A 20,558-nucleotide genomic window follows, 5' to 3' on the forward strand; every position below is an offset into this window, starting at 1 on the left:
TCGACCGGTCTGGCCGGGATAAGGTTCACCACCCTTGAATCTTAGCTGGCCCATGGAAAAAATCGCGGGCCGCTTCCCACAAGGTCTCGGATGTCGGCCAAACGGTGCTGGCGCTATGGCCGCAGAGGTCTAGAGTTGCCAGACGCAGTCACTGCCAGCCTTGAGGATGACGCCATGAACACCACTGATTTGCTCGAACAACTGTTAAGAGGCCAAGCCTCGGCGGGACAACAAAGCAGCGCCTCCGCCGGTGGCGGTCTGGGCGGGCTCGGTGGCTTGCTGGGCGGATTGCTCGGGGGCGGCTCGGGCGCGGCCAGCAGCGGCGGATCCGGCGGTGGGCTGGGTGGTTTACTAGGCGGCCTGCTCGGCGGCGGTGGCGGTGGTGGGTTGGGCGGCGCATTGGGTGGCGCACTGGGCGGCGGTGGCGGCACGCAAAGTCGTTCCGGCGGCGGCACCAATTACGCAGCGCTCGCGTCGCTGGGGATGATGGCGTACCAGGCCTATCAAGCCTGGCAACGCAGTCAGGCCAGCGCGGCGCCACAACAGATACCGCAAACCGCCAACCTGCTCGCCGGCCCTGAAGTCGAAGAGCACAGCCACGCCGTGCTGCGCGCCTTGATCGCTGCGGCCAAGGCGGACGGGCGTATCGATGAGGCGGAGAAACACCTGATCAGCAGCGAGATCGGCAAGCACACCGATGACCCGCAATTGCAGCAATGGCTAGATGCCGAGGTGGCCAAACCGCTGGACCCCGCCGAAGTCGCCCAGTCGGCCCAAGGCGATCCCGCCGTCGCCGCCGAAATGTACCTGGCCAGCGTGATGCTGGTGGACGACCAGCAAGACGCCGAACGCAGCTACCTCGACGAACTGGCGGCCGCGTTGCAGATCGATCCGGATCTGCAGGTGCATCTGGAGCAGCAGGCCAAAGGGCAGGCATAAACCGCAAAAGATCGCAGCCAGTGGCGCGTATACAGGAAGCGCTGCCGCTGGCACATATGGCCGTCCGTCCGGGCAATTTTCACGTCGATTGAATTTTTCGCAGGCGCTGCGTCTCTGCTGCTGTAGAGGCGTACGAAACAGCGCCCTGTCAACCGACCGAGAACATTGCCATGACTGTCCTGACTCGCCTGCAATCCGCGCCGGCCCTACCCAAAGCAATCGATCCCTCGGGGAATTTCCGTGGCATGTATGAAAGCCTGCTGCGTGAGGATGATGCGCGGGCGCGGGCGCAATCATTTTTGAATGAACAGCTGCAGCTCGCCGCAGCATTGCCTGAAGAACTGCCGCAGGACCCCTCCACCTGGCACGAGTGGGTCGCTGCGCATTGCGCCGATGTCGCCCGTCAATACGCCGACTATTTGCAACAGCGCAAGGCCGGTGGGCCACGGCAATTTTTCGCCAGCAAGGCGCAGGCGTTGTATTTCCTGCAAGCCGTTGCACCGACCAAACTGGTGGATGGCGCCTGGTTGTACGGCTTGCTGCAACACTGGCGGGATCCACGCTTCAGCGGCCTGCTTTGCACTTATCTGGAAGAACTGGGCGAAGGCAATCCGGCGCAAAATCATGTGGTGATCTACCGCAAACTGCTGGCCGAACATGACCTCGACCACGCCAGCCCGATCCCCGATGAACGTTACCTGCAAGGCGCGCTGCAACTGGCGCTCGGCGCTTGTGGCGATGAAATGTTGCCGGAGGTGATCGGCTACAACCTCGGTTATGAACAACTGCCCCTGCACCTGCTGATCAGCAGTTACGAACTCACTGAACTGGGCATTGATCCGTACTATTTCACTCTCCACGTCACCATCGATAACGCCAGCACCGGGCATGCCCAGAAAGCCGTGCAAGCCGTGCTCGACCTGCTGCCGCTTGAGGCTGATCGCGCCGATTTTCTACGGCGGGTATCACAGGGTTATCGACTGAATGATTTGGGGCAGGGCAGTCGCGCGATCATCGAAGGCTTTGACCTGGAGCGCGAGTTGCTGGCGATGCTTGAACGCAAATGCCCGTTCGCCCAGCACATGCACTCGGACTATTGCCGTTTCGAAGGCAAAACCGTCAATCACTGGCTGGCCGAGCCCGAGCATTTGCCCGGTTTCCTGCAGGCCCTGCAAAACAAAGGCTGGATCAAACGCCACGAAGACCCTCAGGCGAGTCGCTTCTGGCAGTTGATCGATGGCGACGGCGCGGCAATGTTCGGCGTGTTCAGCGCCTACGAAAAACAATTGGTGCATGACTGGATTGCCGGCGATTGGCAACCCGCGAAGAAACCCGCTGCGCTGCGTCGCCACGCTACGACGAACGCACCGATCGAGGTGCCGGAGCAGGACCCCGACGTGCAAATCCTCAACGCCGCTCTGCAAGGTCAGGACACGCACGCACAAATGGCCACGCTCATACCGTGGCTCGCTCCGGCCAGACATGCGCATCCGGCCGGGTTGCTCGCCACTCGCCGGTTCATCGAACTCAAATCTCGTTTGCCTTAAGGAAATCCTCAATGAGTCAGGAAGAACCGCTGTCCACCCATGACCTTGCGCTGTTGCAATTAGGCCGGCGCCTGCAGGCTGATGGCTACCGGTTTATCACGCCGACGCCGCTGACCCATCAGCGAGTCAACGAGCGGGATGAAGGCCAGTTCGCCGATTCCTTGCGCGATGTGTTCGGCTGGTCACGTCTTTTCGAGCCGGGCCTGTTATCGGCCGACGAACAACGCCAATTGGAAGACGCTCAAGTCATCGATTCGTACGCAGGCCATCTGAAGAGCCGGGTGCGCTGGTCGAGCCTGGATGATTTGCTGTTCGTGCATTCGGCGTTTCCGACCGATGCCGCCGACTCGGTGTTTTTCGGCCCGGACACCTACCGGTTCGCACAATTGATTCACAGCCATCTGCAGCAAAACTTCGCCACGATCCGGCGCGCAGTGGACATCGGCTGCGGCGCCGGCGTCGGGGCGATTTTGATTGGCCGAGCACGTCGCGAAGCGCAAGTGCTGGCGTTGGACATCAATCCTGCGGCGTTGCGCCTGACCCGCGTCAACGCCGCACTGGCGGAGGTCGCCAACGTCGAAGTGCAAACCAGTGACCTGCTGCAGGGGGTCGACGGCGAGTTCGACCTGATCGTCGCCAACCCACCGTACATGGCCGATCCTGCCGAGCGCGCCTACCGGCATGGCGGCGGAACACTCGGCGCCGGATTGTCGTTGCGCATCGTCGAGCAGGCGCTCAATCGGCTCGCACCGGGCGGTTCGCTGCTGCTCTACACCGGGGTGGCGATGGTCGATGGCCGTGATCCTTTCCTCGACACCGTGTTGCCCCGCCTCGATGAGCAGCGCTTCGGCTGGACCTATCGGGAAATCGATCCGGATGTGTTCGGTGAAGAGCTACTCAACCCCGGTTATCAACGGGTCGACCGAATTGCCGTGGTCGCATTGACCGTGACCCGTATAGGCTGAAGCAAGGCAGGTGCGCGATGAGCAGAAACCTCGATGACTACAACCGCATGCGCGATTTTTCGGCGACCTCAGAACCGGCCGCAGTCAAACGCGCCGGCAAGAAAAAAGCCACCGATTCCGCCTTGCAGTTCTGCATCCAGAAGCATGACGCTTCACACCTGCATTACGACTTTCGCCTGGAACTCGATGGCGCGCTGAAGAGCTGGGCGGTGCCGAAAGGGCCGTCGCTCGACCCCAAGGTCAAGCGCCTGGCCGTGCATGTCGAAGACCATCCGCTCGATTACGCGACCTTCGAGGGCAGCATTCCCGAAGGGCATTACGGTGCTGGTGATGTGATTGTCTGGGATCGCGGCGTGTGGATTCCGCTGGAAGATCCGCACGAGGCGTACGCCAAAGGCAAGCTCAAGTTCGAACTGCAGGGCGAGAAGCTTGGCGGGATCTGGAACCTGGTACGCACGCACATGCCGGGCAAAAAGGAGAACTGGTTCCTGATCAAACATCAGGACAACGCCGCACGACCGCAGGACGATTACGATGTCTTGGTTGCGGAACCGGACAGCGTGCTCAGTGAACGCACTTTGGTCGATAAACCCAAACTTGCCGCCAAGCAGGTCAAACCGCTGGACAAGCCTGCTGCCAAGCCACGCAAAAAAGCTTCGGGCACGCTCACTGGCGCGCATAAAGCTAAAATCCCCGCCCAGCTCAAACCGGAATTGGCGACGCTGGTCGACAGTGCGCCGGAAGGTGACTGGAGCTACGAGATCAAGTTCGACGGTTATCGGATCATGGCGCGCATTGATCATGACCAGGTGCAACTGTTCACCCGCAACGGCCATGACTGGACGCACAAATTGCCGCAGCAGGCCGAAGCGCTCGCCGCGCTGGGGCTGGAGTCGGCCTGGCTTGACGGCGAAATGGTCGTCGCCAACGAGCATGGCGTGCCGGACTTTCAAGCCCTGCAAAATGCTTTTGAGGTCGGGCGCAGCGGCAACATCGTCTATTACTTGTTTGATCTGCCGTATCTCAACGGCGTTGACCTGCGCGAGGTGCCGGTGGAAGAACGCCGCGCCGCACTGGCGACGATTCTCGGTACTCAGAAAAATCCGTTGTTGCGCTACTCCGAGGCGTTCGACGAAACCCCGGATGCGCTGCTAAACAGCGCTTGTCAGATGCAGATGGAAGGCCTGATCGGCAAACGTCTCGGCTCCCCATATGTGTCACGGCGCAGCGGCGACTGGATCAAGCTCAAGTGCAAACATCGGCAGGAATTCGTGATCGTCGGCTACACCGAGCCGAAAGGTTCGCGCAGTGCATTCGGCGCGTTGCTGCTGGGCCTGCATGATCGCGACAGTGGCGAATTGCGCTATGCCGGCAAGGTCGGCACCGGCTTCAACGAAGCGACGTTGAAAAGCATTCTCGCGCAGTTGAAACCGTTGCAGGCGAAGAAAGCCGCGGTGGTCAATCCGCCCAGCGGCTTCGAAGCCAAAGGCGTGCACTGGTTGAAACCCAAACTGTTGGCCGAAGTGGCGTTCGCCGAAATGACCAAGGACGGCTCGGTGCGCCATGCCGTGTTTCATGGTCTACGCGATGATAAACCGGCCAAGGACATCACTGAGGAGCGAGCGAAATCCGTGAAGACTTCAGCGCCGAAATCCGCTGCAAAGAAACCGCCGAAAAAAGCTGCAGCGAGCAAGGCTGAAGCGGCGCCGTCGCAACTCGGACTGGCCGACGGCAAAGTGCGCATCACTCACCCGGATCGGGTCATTGATGCCGTCAGTGGCACCACCAAAATGCAACTGGCCGAGTATTACGCCAGCGTCGCCGAATGGATTCTGCCGCAGCTCAAGGATCGTCCGGTTGCGTTGGTGCGTGCGCCGGATGGTATCGCTGGCGAGCTGTTCTTTCAGAAAAACGCCGAGCGCCTGGCAATCCCCGGCATCACGACACTGGACAAAGATCTCACCGGCCAACCGGTGATGCTGATCAACAACGCCGAAGCGCTGATCGGCGCGGTGCAGATGAGCACTGTCGAACTCCACACCTGGAACGCCACCACCGTCGATCTCGACAAGCCTGACCGCTTCGTTCTCGACCTCGACCCGGATCCGGCATTGCCGTGGAAAAGCATGGTCGAAGCCACCGCGCTGACCCTCACGGTGCTCGATGAACTGGGGCTCAAAGCATTTCTCAAAACCAGCGGCGGCAAGGGCATTCACCTGGTGGTGCCGCTGACCCGCAAGCATGGTTGGGATGAGGTGAAGGACTTCAGTCACGCGATTGTCAGCCACATGGCCAAGCTGTTGCCGGATCGGTTCTCGGCGGTGTCCGGGCCGAAGAATCGTGTCGGCAAGATCTTCATCGACTACCTGCGCAACGGCTTGGGCGCAACCACGATTTGCACTTACTCGGCGCGTACACGCGAAGGCTTGCCGGTGTCGGTGCCGGTGTTCCGTGAGGAGGTGGCCGAGATCAAGGGTGGCAATCAGTGGAATGTGCACAACGTGCACGAGCGTTTGGCGGAAGTCGGCGACGAGCCGTGGGCCGACATGAAGAAAACCCGCCAGAGCATCACGGCAGAGATGCGCAAACGGGTCGGTATGAAAAAGTGATCAGGTGTCGCGCAGCAAGTCGTGGGCGTTGAGCAATTCGAAGGCGATTTGCTGGTTATTTTCCAGACCCCGGCGGATCGCCGCCGGAATCGCCGCCCGGGTCTTGCGGCACAGGCCCGGTAACTCATCGATCTGAATGGCGATGCCGCGCATGGTGCGCACTTCGTTGAAACCGGGAGCGACGTCCACGCGAATGCCCAGTTGCTCGAACATGCGCTGTTGCAAGTGCTTGAGGTCGTCGAGATCCTTGAGCAATTCCAGGCGCGCGAGCAGGCGTTTTTCCTCTTCGCGCGTCAGGCGCAGGATGCGCAAATCCGCGCCGGGCGTCTCCAGCAACGGATCGCGCCCGCAGATGCAGGCGCCGGGCGGGCAGGGGGAGCGCAATGGCGCAGAAGTCGTCATGGCCTCCATCATAGAGGCCGTGGGACTGTTTTGCCTATCAGCGTTCAGCGGCCGTCCATCGGCTGCCAAGTCCGTGAGCGCTACTGATTCAGGCCTTCGTAATGCACCAGAATCGCGTTGGCGAGATCTTCGTCGCTGGCGTTGATGCCAGGGTTGTCCTGACGAACCTGTTGCAGCACCGATTCAAGATAAACCCCACGAATGGCCCCGCCACTGGCGACAAATGCAGATAAGTCGTCACGGGCCGGAATCACCATTTTGTGATCCTTGAAGGTCGAGTACAGCGACGCGGAGACACCCGCCGAGGTGGCGACATCACCCGCATCGACGCGGGCCAGCGCCGAACCGACTGGCAGGCATAAGAGTAAAGAAGAAACGAGCACTAACTTGCGCATGACAGTGTTCCTCCACAGGCGCGAAGCAAAAAGGAAGTACTACATAATGTGAGAGGGGCGTGGAAGGCGGGAGTTCCGTGTAGCGTTGATGAGGCAGGCGCAGGCAACCTCGTGGCGGGTTGCCTGGTCTTGCAATTGAGGGGATCAGATCACCCCGCAAGCCATGCGATCACCGCCACCGCCCAGCGGTTTGGGCATGTCGGAGTGGTTGTCGCCGCCAGCGTGGATCATCAGAGCATGGCCTTTGATCTCGGAGATTTTCTTCAGGCGCGGTGCGAGCACCGGATAGTTGGCGACGCCGTCGGCCGTCACGTACACCGCCGGCAAGTCACCGAGGTGGCCGTCGCCGTAGGGGCCGAGATGCTTACCAGTCTTTTGCGGATCGAAGTGCCCGCCAGCGGCCAGTGCCGCACCTTTCACACCGTCCTTCATGCCCGCTTCGCAGCTGCCGTTTTCATGGACGTGGAAACCATGGATGCCGGCCGACAGGGATTTCAGATCCGGCGTGAACAGCAAACCATATGGCGTCTCACTGACGGTGATCGAACCGATCGCCTGCGGCGCGCCGTCGGCGCTGACCAGATTGATTGCGACTTTCTCGGTCGCTGCCTGAGCGGAGCCGATGGCGAAGGTGCCGAGCAAACCCAACCACAATGCGCGTTTCATAAGCGTTTCCTTTAGCTGCATGAGTGTTCTGACGACGGACTCAATAGCCGTTGAGCATTAATCGGCGATGAAGGCGTGGCCGTCTGCGTTGCAAAGTGAGACTTGCCGCTCAATCCGAAAGTTTTACCGCTGTTGCTTCTGGTGCCGACACCTGCGGACACGTTCTGGCACTGCAGACCTGCGCAAATAGGCTTAACTGAAGGTCTGACAGGCGTTTACGGGCGAAGCCAAGGAGGAAAACCCGGTGTCAATCAAACTGCGTTTAGTGTTGCTGATTGTTACCAGTCTGCTGACGGCAGTTGCCGTGAGCGTGGTCAGCTATGTCGGCAACCTGCACATGGCCTCAGCGGTGAGCGAAAACGCGGTGAGCATGAGTGCACTGCGCAACCACATGGAAGCCGACATGATGCACGACGCTCTGCGCGCCGATGTCTACTCGGCGATACTGGTGGGGCTGGATAAAAGCACGAGCACAGCGGAAGAGGTGCGCGCTTCAATCGACGAGCACGCGGGGCATTTTCGGCAGGTGCTGGAGGCGAATCTGAAACTGCCGATCAACCCGACGTTGCGCACGGCACTGGAACAGATCAAGCCGAGTCTCGATACCTACATCGATGCCGGTGAGCGGATTGTCGGGCTGGCGCTGGGCAACCCCGACGCCGCGCAAAAAGAGCTTGGCACGTTCAATTCGGCCTTCGCTCAGCTCGAAACGCAGATGGCCGCGTTGAGCGAGCTGATCGAAACCAATACCCGGCAAACCAGTGAGGGCACTGAAGCCGCTACCCGCAACGCCAACATCGCGCTCGGTGTGGTGTTGCTGGCTGGTCTGTTGCTGTTGTTGGTGGAAGGGCGCTGGGTGATGCGCAGCATCATGGGCCCATTGAAAACCGCCAGCCGCATCGCCGAGAGCATTGCTCACGGCAATCTCAGCGAGCCGATTACCGAGCCAACTGGCAAGGATGAGGCCAGTGCCCTGATCCGCACGCTGGCGACCATGCAGCGCGATCTGCGCAACATGATCGACGTGGTGCGCAGCAATGCCCATGGCGTCAGTGGCATGAGCGAGCAATTGAGCCACGGCTGTCATCAGGTCGCCGACAGCAGTCAGCAACAAAGCGTTGCCGCCAGCACCATGGCCGCCGCCGCGAGCCAGATGACGGCGAGCATCGAGGAAATCACCCGCCATGCCGAACGCGCCCTGAGCATGGCCAATCAGGCGGAAACCCTCGCCAAGGAGGGTGGTGGCGTGATTCATCAAGTGGTCAGCGACATGGATGACATCGCCCGTTCGGCGCAGCAATCCGCGCAGGTGATTCGTACGCTCGACCAGGAATCCGAAGGCATCTTCAACATCATCCAGGTGATCAAAAGCATTGCCGATCAGACCAATCTGCTGGCCCTCAACGCGGCGATCGAAGCGGCGAGGGCGGGGGAACAGGGGCGGGGTTTTGCCGTGGTGGCGGATGAAGTGCGCAGTCTGGCGGCACGGACCAGCGCTTCAACTCAGGAAATTGCTGCAATGGTCGCGCGGATTCAAAACAGCACACGCGAGGCGGTCAGCAGCATGGAGGCCGGTGTGGCGCAGGTCGACAAAGGCATGGCGGTGACGGCCGACGTCGAGCGAGCGATTCGCGAAATTCTCGATGCGACGTTGAGCACCACGCAATTGGTCAACGACATCACCCGCACAATTGGCGAGCAGAGTCAGGCCAGTAATGAAATCGCGCATCAGGTGGAGATGATTGCCGGGATGTCCGAAGGCAACAGCCGGGTGATCGGGCAGACGGCGAATACCACGGACAAGTTGTCGAGTCTGGCGGGGCAGTTGGCGCAGTCGGTGGATCGGTTTCGGTTGTGAGGGTGAGGCCAGTCAGGCCCATTGGTGCTGGCCGGACTGCCGCCTTCGCGAGCAAGGTCGCTCCCACCTTTGGAATGCGTTCCCCTGTGGGAGCTGGCTTGCCAGCGAAGGGGCCAGATCAGGCGACATCAACTTTGAATTGATTTACAACCATCAGAACTTGAACGCTTGCCGTCCCACCAACAGCCACTTGCCATCCTGCTTCTGCCAGATCTGGAAGTTCTCGATCTCGGTCGGTATCACTTCAGTCCCCTTCAGCGCCTGCGCGGAAAAGTGGTGACGCACCAGCGCAGTGTCGCCGGACAAGGTGATGGTCTGCTTCTGCATCTCCAGCGTCTTGAAAGCGCTCTTGCCGGTTTCGATGTCGGCGATGAACTCTTTCTTGTCCTGAATCTTGCCGCTGGAGTGGCCATAAGTGAGGTTGGGCGCGGTGAGCGCATTCAGTTCGGCGATGTCTTTGTGCAGCATTGCCTGAGTGAGATGGTCGACTGCCTGGGCGACATCTTTTTCTGCCGGGGCAGGGGCGGCAAGGGTGTAACCGCTGAAGGCGCAGAGAAAACCGATCAGAAGGCGAGTGTTGTTCATTGAAGGTGTTTCCTTGTTGTTATGGGTGGATGGCTGATTAATTCAAAATGTGAATTCGTCAGTCATCGTACAACGTAGCAGATTCTTTAAGGGTTGGGCAGCGACTGCAGGCTCGGGATCAACCACATAAACAGGCTGAAACCCTGGAAGGCTTCAGTCAGAGCCTTTGGCGGTTCATGTTCGGCGATTGACGGCCGATAAGTCCCTGAGCGGAAAAAGACTCTCAAGTCGGGAACAGACGCGCGGGTTTGCCCTGACGTGATATTCTGCGCGCCAACTTGGTTTGACCTAATTCAGTTTGCTTGCCCTCGGGCGAGCTGACGGAATCCCTGTCGCTCAAGTAGCTGAAGCCAATAATGATAAAAAGTCAGTTCAGAAGGGACATTAACTGAGGTCGATGCAACCTGTCGGCCTTGTGTGCCCACCCGTCAAAATTGAAGTGTGCCGGAATCTGCGACGCTAGCCTGAGCGTCACCAAAGCGGATCGCATACCGATAAAAGAGGCGGGCGGAAGGCGTTTTATCATAGGTGCTACAGATGTTTAAGAAAGTGAACACAGCCCTGCTGGGTCTGGCTTTGGCGATGGGGATGACGTCCGCCAATGCTGACGAAGCAAAGAAAGTCGACGTCCTGCTGATCGGCGGCGGCATCATGAGCACCACCCTGGGTGTGTGGATCAATGAGCTGGAGCCAAGCTGGTCGATGGAAATGGTCGAGCGCCTCGATGGCGTCGCCCTCGAAAGTTCGAACGGCTGGAACAACGCCGGTACCGGTCACTCGGCTCTGGCTGAGCTGAACTACACCCCGGAAGATGACAAAGGCAACGTCACGATCCCGAAAGCCGTCGAGATCAACGAAGCGTTCCAGGTCTCGCGTCAGTTCTGGGCCTGGCAGGTTCAGCAAGGCGTTCTGAAGAACCCTCGCTCGTTCATCAACACCACGCCGCACATGAGCTTCGTGTGGGGCGATGACAACATCAAGTTCCTGAAAAAGCGCTACGAAGCCCTGCAGGCGAGCCCGCTGTTCGCCGGCATGCAGTACTCCGAAGACCCGGCTGTGATCAAGAAGTGGGTTCCGCTGATGATGGAAGGGCGTGACCCGAACCAGAAAATCGCGGCCACCTGGAGCCCGCTGGGTACCGACATGAACTTCGGCGAAATCACCCGCCAGTTCGCTGCCCACCTGCAGACCAAACCTAACTTCGATCTGAAACTGTCGAGCGAAGTCCAGGACATCACCAAGAATGCCGATGGCACTTGGCGCGTCAGCTACAAAAACCTGAAAGACGGCACCAAAACCGAAACCGACGCCAAGTTCGTGTTCATCGGCGCGGGCGGCGGTGCACTGCATCTGCTGCAGAAGTCGGGCATTCCTGAAGCCAAGGAATACGCTGGCTTCCCGGTAGGCGGCTCGTTCCTGGTGACCGATAACCCGACCATCGCTGAACAGCACCTGGCCAAGGCTTACGGTAAAGCTTCGGTTGGCGCACCACCGATGTCCGTTCCGCACCTGGACACCCGTGTTCTGGACGGCAAGCGCGTCATCCTGTTTGGCCCATTCGCGACCTTCAGCACCAAGTTCCTCAAAGAAGGCTCGTACCTGGACCTGCTGACCAGCACCACCACCCACAACATCTGGCCTATGACCAAGGTCGGCATCAAGGAATACCCGCTGGTCGAGTACCTGGCCGGTCAACTGATGCTGTCGGATGAAGACCGCATGAACGCGCTGAAGGAATACTTCCCGAACGCCAAAGCCGAAGACTGGCGCCTGTGGCAAGCCGGCCAACGCGTGCAAATCATCAAGCGTGATGAAGCCGCTGGCGGCGTGCTGAAACTGGGCACCGAAATCGTTGCTGCACAAGACGGCTCCATCGCCGGCCTGCTGGGCGCATCGCCAGGCGCGTCGACCGCTGCTCCGATCATGCTGAGCGTGCTGCAGAAAGTCTTCAAAGACAAAGTGGCTAGCCCGGAATGGCAAACCAAGCTGCACCAGATCGTGCCAAGCTACGGCACTCAGCTGAACAGCGATCCAGCCAAAGTGGCTGCAGAGTGGGCTTACACCGCCAAGATCCTCGAACTGCCGACACCACCAGTGATCGGTCAGGTTGCTGCCCCGGCCGCACCTGCAGCTGAAAAAGCTGAAGCGCCGAAGGAAAACGCTGCACGTGACATGGCTCTGTAACTAGATCCCTGACACACAAAACCCACTGAACCGGCGACGGTCAGTGGGTTTTTTTGTGCCTGTTTATCAGGCTTTGGCGGAGGCCAGATATGCACCAAGCCTGCGGCCCATCTCTTCGCCCAGCGCCTGCAACCCGCTCAGCGGCCGCACCATCACTTCAAACTCGACAATCTTGCCGTGCTCGTCAAAGCGAATCATGTCGATGCCTTTGAGCTCTTTCGAACCGACCTTGGCGCTGAACTCCAGAGTCACATTCAAGCCGTCGGCCGTGGCCAGTTCGCGGTGATATTTGAAATCCTCAAACACCTCGAACACAGTGTTGAGGATCATCGACACCACCGGTGCGCCGGGGTAGGGCGTGTGAGCCATTGGCGAGCGGAACACGGCTTTGGGGTCGAGCAACTCGGGCAGGGCGCTGAGGTCACCGGTACGGATCATCTCGTGCCAGCGGTTCAGGGACTCAGCGACGGGGGGCTGCAGGTTCAGATCAGTCATGTCCACTCCAGGATTTTGTTGTTCTTCTCGCGACGATCAAGACTCTAGATCAACCTCACATAATTGAAACCCTTCAGTGTGTCGCTGAATATTCAAACATCGCGGAAGCGGATCAGATGCGCATCTGATCCGTATTTTTCTGTTCAATCTGCCTCTGTAACCGGCGCAGTCATCGGCTCAGAATAGCCCCGCAGTTCGGTGTTTCGCGGCAGTCCTTCATTCCGAAGCGCCCCGTGCACCGCAAGCTCAGCATTGAGGAGAGCTAGATGAACAAGATGGCGATTTTTCTGGGTGGATTTCTGACATTGACCATTCTGATCGGCTTGCTCGCGACCATTTCTCCGGTCTGATCACCCGAGCGCATCAGCCGACGGCCAGCCACTGACCCGCGCCGCCGGCCCACCGGTGGGATCTGCCGGGTAAACAATCAACGACTGGCCCGTGCTGGTTTCGGCGATGAGCTGGCTCGCCGGGCCGAACATCGCGGCGCGCTCTTGCGCTGTGCAGGTCGGCAGGTAAACCCGCAAGACTCGGGGATCATAAAAACGGAACACCAGCAGGTTGCCATCCGGGTCGGTCACTCGCAGCAGCGTGCGAAAGTGGCTGCGCAATTCGTCCAGCGAAACCTGCGCGGGGGCGACGACGAAACTGCCCCAACTTTGCCCCCAGCCTTCTTCGAACAGTCGCCATGTGTAGGGCTGCTGCGGGTCAAGGCGCAGCAGATAGGGGCCGCTGCTGACAGGCTCGGAGCCAGTTCACCGGCGTACAGGCAGGAAAACTCCGCCTCGCTGTTACGCACCAACGACTCGATACGGGGATCACGAGCACCATCGAGCAAGGCGTAAACCCTGGGGGCGTCCGGGCGCGAGCCGTGGGGCCAGAACTCGCTGGTCAACCACTCGGTGAGGCTGGGTCGAAACTGGCTCATCGGTTACAGATCTCACAAAAGGGCACGCCGGTTTTGGCGGCAGCGACCAGTGTTTTTGCTTGCAGGTTCTGTTGGATGAGTCGGGTTTCTGCGCTGGTTGGTGCGGCGGCAGACGCCGGCGTGGCGAGCGGTGCCGCGGTTGTTGGCGTATTGATAGGTGCCGCGCGGAGGGTTTTACCGGCCGCGTCGGCGTCGGCAGGCGTCAAGGCAATCGGCAGCTTGATCGCGATGCCGGTGCCGGATCCTGGGGAACCGCCGGAGTTGGTTTTCACCTCGGCACCGCTGATGGTCACCCCGCCGGCATCCACTTTTACAAAACTGCCGCCAGCCTTGGCGGTGAGTTCCATACCACCTTCGACCACGACTTTGCTGCCGGCGTAGTAGTGGATTTCCTGGCCTGTTTCGACAAAGAACGCCGTGCCGACTTTCAAATGTCGAGTGGTGCCAACCGTGAGGTGGTCATCGGCACGTACTTCGGTTTTGCGATCCAGATGGGTAATCCGGTGCTCCTCAACCTTGAACTCACTCAGCGTATTGGCTTCAACGGTGTCGTGCCGTTCATTGCCGACACGAATTTTTTGGTCGTGCTCGATGTTTTCGTCCCAATCACGCTGGGCGTGGATGTAGATCTGTTCGACGCCTTTCTTGTCTTCGATGCGGAATTCGTTGTAACCCTTGCCGCCCGGTGAGCTCAGGGTCTTGAAGGTGCTGCGGGTCTTGTTCGCCGGCAGGTCGTAGGGGACGACGTTTTCCTTGTGGTACAGGCATCCGGTGACCAGCGGCTGGTCGGGATCGCCTTCGAGGAAAGTCACCAGCACTTCCATGCCCACACGTGGGATGGCGATGCCGCCGTACGCCGCGCCGGCCCAGCCGCTGGCGACGCGCATCCAGCAGGTGGTTTTGTCGTTGGACTGACCTTCGCGGTCCCAGTGGAATTGCACTTTGATGCGGCCGTATTGGTCGCAGTGGATTTCTTCGCCTGCGGGGCCGGTGACGACGGCGGTCTGGCTGCCGAGGACTTTCGGTTTCGGGTGTTCGAGGGCAGGGCGGTAGTGCGCGTCCCACGGGGTGGCGAGGAAGCTGTTGCGGTAGCCCTGGTGGAAATCGCTTTTGTTGTCGGTGACGTCGCTGGTGACGTTTTCGCCGAGCACTTGCGGTTGTTTGCCTTCGTGGAAGACTTCCAGCAGCAACCACATATCGTTCCATTCGCCGCGCGGGTGTTCGGCCAACGTGAGGAAATGGCCGCTGGTCAGGGTCGGTTCGTCACCTTTGCCTTCAGCGAGTTTGTAGTCGCTGCGATGACGTTCCAGGGCGCGAGTGGAGAGGAATTTGCCGCGCTCACGGGTGGTGAAACGGCCGGGATAGTCGTAGTCCTCAAGGTCCGGGGCGAAGTCGGATTTGACTGCGCCTTCGGGAAGGATCTTTGGTTTTTCGAAGTCGTAATCGCGGCGAGAAACGCGGGTGGTGCGGGTTTCCAGACGCAGGTTGAAGCGCTTGATCACCGGTTTGTCGGCGCTCATGCCGGAATCTTGCTGGTAAATAACCGGTTTCAACTTTCGGAAAACCGTCTGGTCATCACCGAACACCAGTTTGTGCCCACTGCTGCTGTGCTGGAAGTGGAAGTGAATGCCTTCCTCTTCGCACAGACGCTGGATGAAGTGCAGGTCGGACTCGTCGTACTGCACGCAGTAATCGCGCGGCGGGTACTCGGCGCCGAGCTGGAAGTCGTAAGCGTCAGCCAGAATGCCGCGATCCTCAAGCACGTGGCCGATGATTTGCGGCACCGTCAGTTGCTGGAAAATCTGCTGATCGTGGTTGTGGCGCAGGTAGGCGAGTTGCGGCACCAGGCTGATGCTGTAGCGGGTCAGGGTCTTGCCGGAATCGCCTTGCTCGATGCGATAGACCAGGCCGTGGATCGTGCCTTCGCCGGTGGCGCCGAAGGTCAGCACGCCGGGTTTGTGCAGGAGTTCTTCGAGTTTCAGGTCGGGGCGGGCGCTGACCAGTTCGAGGTCGAAACGGAACGGCTGGTTGATGGCTTCGCGGCCAACAAAACTCAGCACCTGCAGGTCAGTGGAAACGGCTTCGAGCGAAAAGGTAATGTGGGTAGAGTTTGCGTCCAGCATGCCTGACTCCTTCCGTGGAAAAGCTTCGCCGATGGTGCAGGAATACCAAAGTGCTATCAAGGGGTTTTAAACGCGTTTTGCGGGCGGGTTTAAACTCAATTTCACGGCTGTTTAGCGGAGTGTCCACGACGATGAATGCACCATGGATTCGCTGATTAATGCCGCAGGCCGGGCGCTGGCTGGCGGCGATCCGCTGGCAGCATTGAAGCTTGTGGCATTGCGTGAAGATCCGCCGGCGCTGGCGTTGCGCGGCATCGCCATGGCTCAGCTCGGCGACTTTCCTCGGGCGAAAGCCTTGTTGCAGCGGGCGGTGCGAGCGTTTGGCGCGAATGAGCCGCTGTCGCGGGCGCGCTGCGTGGTGGCGCAGGCCGAAGTGGCACTGGCGGCGCGGGATCTGGGCTGGCCGGTCAAGACGTTGGCGACGGCGCGACAGTTTTTACACGCACATGGCGATGTTTTAAACGCAGCGCACGCCGGTTATTTGCAGATTCGCCGGTGGCTGTTGATTGGTGAACTGGACGAAGCGGAGGCGCTGCTCGGCCAACTGGCCCCGACAGTGCTGCCGCCGGTTCTGCGCGCAGTGCATGAGCTGATGGCCGCCGGCATCGCCCTACGACGGGTGCAGGCGCACACAGCCCAGATCACGCTGACGCGTGCGCAACAAGCCTCCGAGTCGGCGGGCATCCCTTCGCTGAGCGCCGAAATCGAACACGCCTGGCAAATCCTCAAGGCCCCTGCAGCCTGCTTGACCCAGGCTGGTCAGTCGCAATTAGTGACGCTGGCCCAGGTTGAAGCCCTGTTTACCTCGCCAACACTGGTCATTGACGCTTGTCGCAACAGCGTGCGGGGCGCTGGCATGCGTGTGACGCTGGCATCCAGGCCGCTGCTGTTCAATCTCGCCCGCAGCCTCGCTGAGGCCTGGCCCGCCGATGTCTCACGGGAAGTGCTGATCGCCAAGGCGTTCCGTTTGAAGCTCAGCGACGAATCCCATCGCGCACGCCTGCGGGTCGAAATCGGCCGGTTGCGGGCGGCGTTGCAACCGCTGGCGAAGATCACCGCGACCCGTCGGGGTTTTGCGCTGGAGGCCGATGATGTGGCGCTGTTGACCCTGCCCGCAGAGGACAAACACGCCGCGCTGCTGGCCCTGCTCGGCGACGGCGAATCTTGGTCTAGCTCGGCCCTGGCGCTGGCGTTGGGTAGCAGTCAACGCCAAGTGCAGCGGGCACTGGAGACACTTTCATGCGAAGAGAAAGTGCAATCGTTTGGACTGGGCCGGGCACGGCGCTGGATGACGCCGCCGGTGCCGGGTTTCGCGACGATCTTGTTACTCCCGGTGTCGCTGGGTAATGGCTAGTCTGGCCGCTCACACCTTTGAGGATGTCACCATGAAACAGGCAAACGCAGAAGTGCTTCGTGAATACGGGCCGTTCGACGGCGTTGGTAATGTCCACGGCGTCACGTTTGATGGCCAGCAAGTGTGGTTCGCCAGCGACGGTCAACTCAACACGCTCGATCCGGCCAGCGGCGAAACCGTGCGCACGATCAAGGTTGGCGCCGATGCCGGCACCGCGTTCGACGGCAAGCATCTGTTCCAGATCGCTGACAGTCGTATCCAGAAAATCGACCCGGCCACCGGGCGGGTGCTCAACACCATTGCGGCACCGGGCGGCGGCAATGATTCGGGCATGGCGTGGGCCGAGGGTTCGCTGTGGGTCGGGCAGTATCGCGAGCGCAAGATTTATCAGATCGACCCGGATAGCGGCGAGATTCTGCGCACGCTGGAATCCAACCGTTTTGTCACCGGCGTGACTTGGGTGGACGGCGCGCTGTGGCATGGCACCTGGGAAGGCGATGAAAGCGAATTGCGGCGCATTGACCCGCAGGATGGCGAAGTGCTGGAAAGCCTGAAGATGCCCGACGGGATTGGCGTATCCGGATTGGAGGCCGATGGTGGCGAGCGGTTTTATTGCGGTGGCGGCGGTAGCGGGCGGGTGCGAGCGGTGCGTCGGCCCAAGTGATTCATTGCGCCTGAACTGGCCTCATCGCCAGCAGGGCTGGCTCCCACAGTTGGAATGCATTGCCCTGTGGGAGCTGGCTTGTCCGCGAGTGGGCCGTGCCAGACAACATCCATGTTGAATCACACACCGCCATCGCCAGCAGGGCTGGCTCACACAGTTGGAATGCCTGCCCTGTGGGAGCTGGCTTGCCAGCGATGGGGCCGTGCCAGACCTGCACAATTTGTCTGGTGAACGCCGAACCCATGTGGGAGCCAGCCCTGCTGGCGATAGGGCCTGCGGCATCACCTCGAAATCAAGGCGCTCCAAACACCATCGTCCAGTAAACCCCTTCATCACTGCGCGACTCGCTGGCGAACCCGGCGCCGAACTGGGTGAACATCGGATTCATCAGATTGGCGCAATGCCCGGGGCTGGCCAGCCAGCCGGCCATGGCTCTGCCCGGCGAACTCTGTCCGGCGGCGATGTTTTCGCCTACCTGGCGGCCTGGACTTGGTTCAGGGGCAATAGAGAGGCTTTTGTGGCGGGGCGACGAAAAGTGCGATCTGGCAGAATTATAGTTGCGCCGAAAGACGCTATCGCGAGCAGGCTCACTCCTACATTGGAATGCATTTCAAATGTAGGAGTGAGCCTGCTCGCGATGGGGCCGTTGAAAGCGCCGCATTACTCAAATGCAGAACACATCAGCGGTTCAACACATCCCCCATCCACTCCAAATACTGCGGTTGGTCTGAAATCGAGTTATGCCCCGAACCTGGCACCACCTTGAGCAGCGCCACGCCCTTGGGGAAATTTTCCAGCAAGCGCTGCGTACTGTCCCGCGCAATCACCTCGTCATCGCTGGCCGCCAGCAGCAACGTCGGCACGCGGATATGCGCGGCATATTTGCCCGATTCAAAACGATCCTTGAGCAACCACTGCACCGGCACCCACGGATATTGTTTCGCGGCGATTTCTTCGAGGCTGTTGTAAGGCGTCACCAGAATCAGATTTTGCACTGGCCGCTGACTGGCCAGACGCACCGCCACACCGGAACCAAGACTGCGCCCGACCACGGCAATTTGCGGATGACTGACAGCCACTTGATCGAACAGCGCCAACGCATCCTCGGCAATTGCCTCTTCGGACGGCGAACCGCCGCTGCCGCCAAAACCCCGGTAGTGCAGCAGATACAGCGCGTAATCGGGAAACGCCTCGGCAAACTCCGGCAGGTTGCGCGACACGTCCTCGGCATTGCCGCCGAAATAGATCAGCGCCCGCGGCCCCGAACGCTCGCGGGTGCTCACCCACACTTCGGCATCCGGCATCGACAGCTTCAACCGCGAGTCCGCCGACGTCACGGCAGCGGGTTGTGGAAAGTAGATCAGCGAACGCTGAAAAAAGAACAGCGCCGCACACAGCAGCAGGTACACGGCCACAATCAAAACGACGAGTGACATCAGGGTTCGGGACATTCGGCTACTTTTAACGGGGTGAGAAGGTTCGCTGTCGCAGTGTAGTCCAGCGATTCGCTGGGGCAGCCTGCGCACACAACATGCAACAGATTCACGCAGCAGGGGAACCAGCATGAGCCACACTGAGGGTTACTCCCGTCGCCGATTGCTCTCGCTGGCTGCCGGGGTTTCGGCGGTCTTCACCATGAATCGGGCGTTGGCCACTGCCACGCCACCCGCGACTACCCGAGGCCAAGCCATGCAGACCCGCGCCATTCCCTCCAGCTCTGAATCGTTGCCCATGGTGGGGCTGGGCACTTATCGCGGTTTCGACGTCGCGCCGGGCGATCCGGTCTATCGGCAGTTGCCGGCAGTGCTCGATGAATTGTTCACCAAGGGCGGCACGGTAATCGACAGCTCGCCCATGTATGGCCGCGCCGAACAGACCACCGGCGAATTGCTGTCGATCCACGAACCACGGTCGCCGGCATTTCTCGCCACCAAAGTGTGGACCCGCGGCCGCGAGGCGGGCATCGCGCAGATGGAGCAGTCGTTCAGCCTGCTGCGCACCGAGCGCATCGACCTGATGCAGATCCACAACCTGCTCGATTGGCAAACCCACCTGCCGACCCTGCGCGAATGGAAAGAACAGGGGCGCATCCGCTACATCGGCATCACCCATTACACGGCCTCGGCCTATGACGAAGTCGAAGCAGTGCTGAAGGCCGAGCAACTGGATTTCCTGCAAATCAACTACGCCCTCGATGACCGTGGCGTGGAGAAGCGCATCCTGCCGTTATGCCGCGAGCGCGGCGTGGCAGTAATCTGCAATCGACCGTTTGGCGGCGGCGATCTGCTCGCCCGGCTCAAGGGCAAACCGCTGCCGGCGTGGGTGTCGGATGTACAGGTCAACAGCTGGCCGCAACTGGCGCTGAAATTTCTCCTGGCACATCCGGCGGTGACGTGCGTGATTCCGGGGACGAGCAATCCGCGTTACATGGCCGACAACGTCAAGGCCGGGTTCGGGCCGATGCTCACCGATGCGCAGCGGCATCAGTTGATTGCGTTGGTGGGCTGATCACCCGACGGTTAGGCCGGATTCAACGGCTCACTATCTCCAAAGGTTCTGAGAACCTGTCAGATCTGACAGTTGGCGCAATCCTCGCTGCGATCAATCATTGAGGTCTTCGGGTTAGACAAGGAAGACTCTCCATGAACATGGCCAGCCAAACGTTGACCGGCGGTGTCGCTGCCTGCCTGTTGGCGATTTGCCTCAACGCGCGGGCCGAAACGGAGTACATCTGTCTAGGGCAGGAGCGCGGACAAGAGGCAACGGTGCTTGCACCATCTGAGCTACAAGCCGCCGCGCTGGCGAAGGCTCACTGGCGGACCGCTGGTTGTTATAAAAAGTGAT

At 60.2% G+C, this 20,558-nt stretch carries 17 protein-coding genes and 3 pseudogenes; 11 read left to right on the plus strand and 9 right to left on the minus strand.

The genetic code is table 11. The features are described 5' to 3' along the window. Window positions 1-174 precede the first annotated feature (174 nt). The 4 genes from AC3Y64_RS11095 (at window position 175) to ligD (ending at window position 6,060) form a co-directional block, all read left to right on the plus strand. Complete coding sequence (locus tag AC3Y64_RS11095; protein WP_489987467.1) at window positions 175-939, plus strand: tellurite resistance TerB family protein; 765 nt, start codon at window positions 175-177, stop codon at window positions 937-939. A 170-nt stretch (window positions 940-1,109) separates the two neighbouring features. Then, the gene (locus tag AC3Y64_RS11100) at window positions 1,110-2,486 is read left to right on the plus strand and encodes an iron-containing redox enzyme family protein (RefSeq protein ID WP_489987468.1); all 1,377 of its coding nucleotides are present in this window, start codon (window positions 1,110-1,112) and stop codon (window positions 2,484-2,486) included. An 11-nt stretch (window positions 2,487-2,497) separates the two neighbouring features. Then, window positions 2,498-3,451 carry a methyltransferase gene (locus AC3Y64_RS11105; protein WP_489987469.1) on the plus strand — a complete coding sequence of 318 codons (954 nt, stop codon included), beginning with the start codon at window positions 2,498-2,500 and terminating at the stop codon, window positions 3,449-3,451. A gap of 17 nt (window positions 3,452-3,468) precedes the next feature. Then, the gene (gene ligD / locus AC3Y64_RS11110; protein ID WP_489987470.1) at window positions 3,469-6,060 is read left to right on the plus strand and encodes a DNA ligase D; all 2,592 of its coding nucleotides are present in this window, start codon (window positions 3,469-3,471) and stop codon (window positions 6,058-6,060) included. On the opposite strand, the gene AC3Y64_RS11115 is transcribed toward ligD, so the two are convergent. The 3 genes from AC3Y64_RS11115 to sodC all read right to left on the minus strand — a co-directional run bounded on the left by AC3Y64_RS11115 (window position 6,061) and on the right by sodC (window position 7,523). Further along, the gene (locus tag AC3Y64_RS11115; RefSeq protein WP_489987471.1) at window positions 6,061-6,462 is read right to left on the minus strand and encodes a hypothetical protein; all 402 of its coding nucleotides are present in this window, start codon (window positions 6,460-6,462) and stop codon (window positions 6,061-6,063) included. It lies immediately after the preceding gene. 80 nt (window positions 6,463-6,542) lie between these two features. Next, window positions 6,543-6,857: a DUF2388 domain-containing protein gene (locus tag AC3Y64_RS11120; protein ID WP_016983279.1), complete on the minus strand. Its 315-nt coding sequence runs from the start codon at window positions 6,855-6,857 to the stop codon at window positions 6,543-6,545. Window positions 6,858-7,001: 144 nt separating this feature from the next. Further along, entirely contained in the window at window positions 7,002-7,523 is a 522-nt protein-coding gene (gene sodC, locus AC3Y64_RS11125) for a superoxide dismutase [Cu-Zn] SodC (RefSeq protein ID WP_489987472.1), read from the minus strand. A 244-nt stretch (window positions 7,524-7,767) separates the two neighbouring features. Between sodC and AC3Y64_RS11130 the strand changes: the two are divergent. Both AC3Y64_RS11130 and AC3Y64_RS11135 read left to right on the plus strand, forming a co-directional pair. Further along, window positions 7,768-8,523, plus strand: a pseudogene (locus AC3Y64_RS11130) (MCP four helix bundle domain-containing protein); the annotation flags it as partial. Between the two features lie 132 nt (window positions 8,524-8,655). Continuing rightward, window positions 8,656-9,381 (plus strand): methyl-accepting chemotaxis protein, encoded by a 726-nt coding sequence (locus AC3Y64_RS11135; protein ID WP_489987948.1) that lies wholly within the window; start codon window positions 8,656-8,658, stop codon window positions 9,379-9,381. A 153-nt stretch (window positions 9,382-9,534) separates the two neighbouring features. Here AC3Y64_RS11135 and AC3Y64_RS11140 read toward each other — a convergent pair whose 3' ends face one another. Then, complete coding sequence (locus tag AC3Y64_RS11140; RefSeq protein WP_158956087.1) at window positions 9,535-9,966, minus strand: nuclear transport factor 2 family protein; 432 nt, start codon at window positions 9,964-9,966, stop codon at window positions 9,535-9,537. Window positions 9,967-10,503: 537 nt separating this feature from the next. Here AC3Y64_RS11140 and mqo point away from each other — a divergent pair. Continuing rightward, window positions 10,504-12,150 carry a malate dehydrogenase (quinone) gene (gene mqo, locus AC3Y64_RS11145; RefSeq protein WP_489987473.1) on the plus strand — a complete coding sequence of 549 codons (1,647 nt, stop codon included), beginning with the start codon at window positions 10,504-10,506 and terminating at the stop codon, window positions 12,148-12,150. A 66-nt stretch (window positions 12,151-12,216) separates the two neighbouring features. Here mqo and AC3Y64_RS11150 read toward each other — a convergent pair whose 3' ends face one another. The 3 genes and pseudogenes from AC3Y64_RS11150 to AC3Y64_RS11160 form a co-directional block, all read right to left on the minus strand. Further along, the gene (locus AC3Y64_RS11150) at window positions 12,217-12,645 is read right to left on the minus strand and encodes a nuclear transport factor 2 family protein (protein ID WP_489987474.1); all 429 of its coding nucleotides are present in this window, start codon (window positions 12,643-12,645) and stop codon (window positions 12,217-12,219) included. A 350-nt stretch (window positions 12,646-12,995) separates the two neighbouring features. Beyond that, a pseudogene (locus AC3Y64_RS11155) lies at window positions 12,996-13,573 on the minus strand (DUF4123 domain-containing protein). Continuing rightward, complete coding sequence (locus tag AC3Y64_RS11160) at window positions 13,570-15,696, minus strand: type VI secretion system Vgr family protein (protein ID WP_489987475.1); 2,127 nt, start codon at window positions 15,694-15,696, stop codon at window positions 13,570-13,572. The pseudogene AC3Y64_RS11155 and the gene AC3Y64_RS11160 overlap by 4 nt, the downstream one beginning before the upstream one ends. 142 nt (window positions 15,697-15,838) lie before the next feature. Between AC3Y64_RS11160 and AC3Y64_RS11165 the strand changes: the two genes are divergently transcribed. After that, window positions 15,839-17,050: a helix-turn-helix domain-containing protein gene (locus tag AC3Y64_RS11165; RefSeq protein WP_489987476.1), complete on the plus strand. Its 1,212-nt coding sequence runs from the start codon at window positions 15,839-15,841 to the stop codon at window positions 17,048-17,050. Between the two features lie 31 nt (window positions 17,051-17,081). Beyond that, complete coding sequence (locus AC3Y64_RS11170) at window positions 17,082-17,714, plus strand: Vgb family protein (protein ID WP_489987477.1); 633 nt, start codon at window positions 17,082-17,084, stop codon at window positions 17,712-17,714. A 292-nt stretch (window positions 17,715-18,006) separates the two neighbouring features. On the opposite strand, the pseudogene AC3Y64_RS11175 reads toward AC3Y64_RS11170, so the two are convergent. Together AC3Y64_RS11175 and AC3Y64_RS11180 are read right to left on the minus strand one after the other, a co-directional pair. Beyond that, window positions 18,007-18,297, minus strand: a pseudogene (locus tag AC3Y64_RS11175) (CAP domain-containing protein); the annotation flags it as partial. Between the two features lie 97 nt (window positions 18,298-18,394). Continuing rightward, window positions 18,395-19,165 carry an alpha/beta hydrolase gene (locus AC3Y64_RS11180; protein WP_489987478.1) on the minus strand — a complete coding sequence of 257 codons (771 nt, stop codon included), beginning with the start codon at window positions 19,163-19,165 and terminating at the stop codon, window positions 18,395-18,397. Between the two features lie 112 nt (window positions 19,166-19,277). Between AC3Y64_RS11180 and AC3Y64_RS11185 the strand changes: the two genes are divergently transcribed. Continuing rightward, window positions 19,278-20,222 carry an aldo/keto reductase gene (locus AC3Y64_RS11185; protein WP_489987479.1) on the plus strand — a complete coding sequence of 315 codons (945 nt, stop codon included), beginning with the start codon at window positions 19,278-19,280 and terminating at the stop codon, window positions 20,220-20,222. Window positions 20,223-20,356: 134 nt separating this feature from the next. Then, window positions 20,357-20,557, plus strand: a complete 201-nt coding sequence (locus AC3Y64_RS11190) for a hypothetical protein (RefSeq protein WP_489987480.1) — start codon at window positions 20,357-20,359, stop codon at window positions 20,555-20,557. Window position 20,558 lies beyond the last annotated feature (1 nt).

The organism is Pseudomonas sp. 4CAES_32.4 (genome assembly GCF_058136335.1).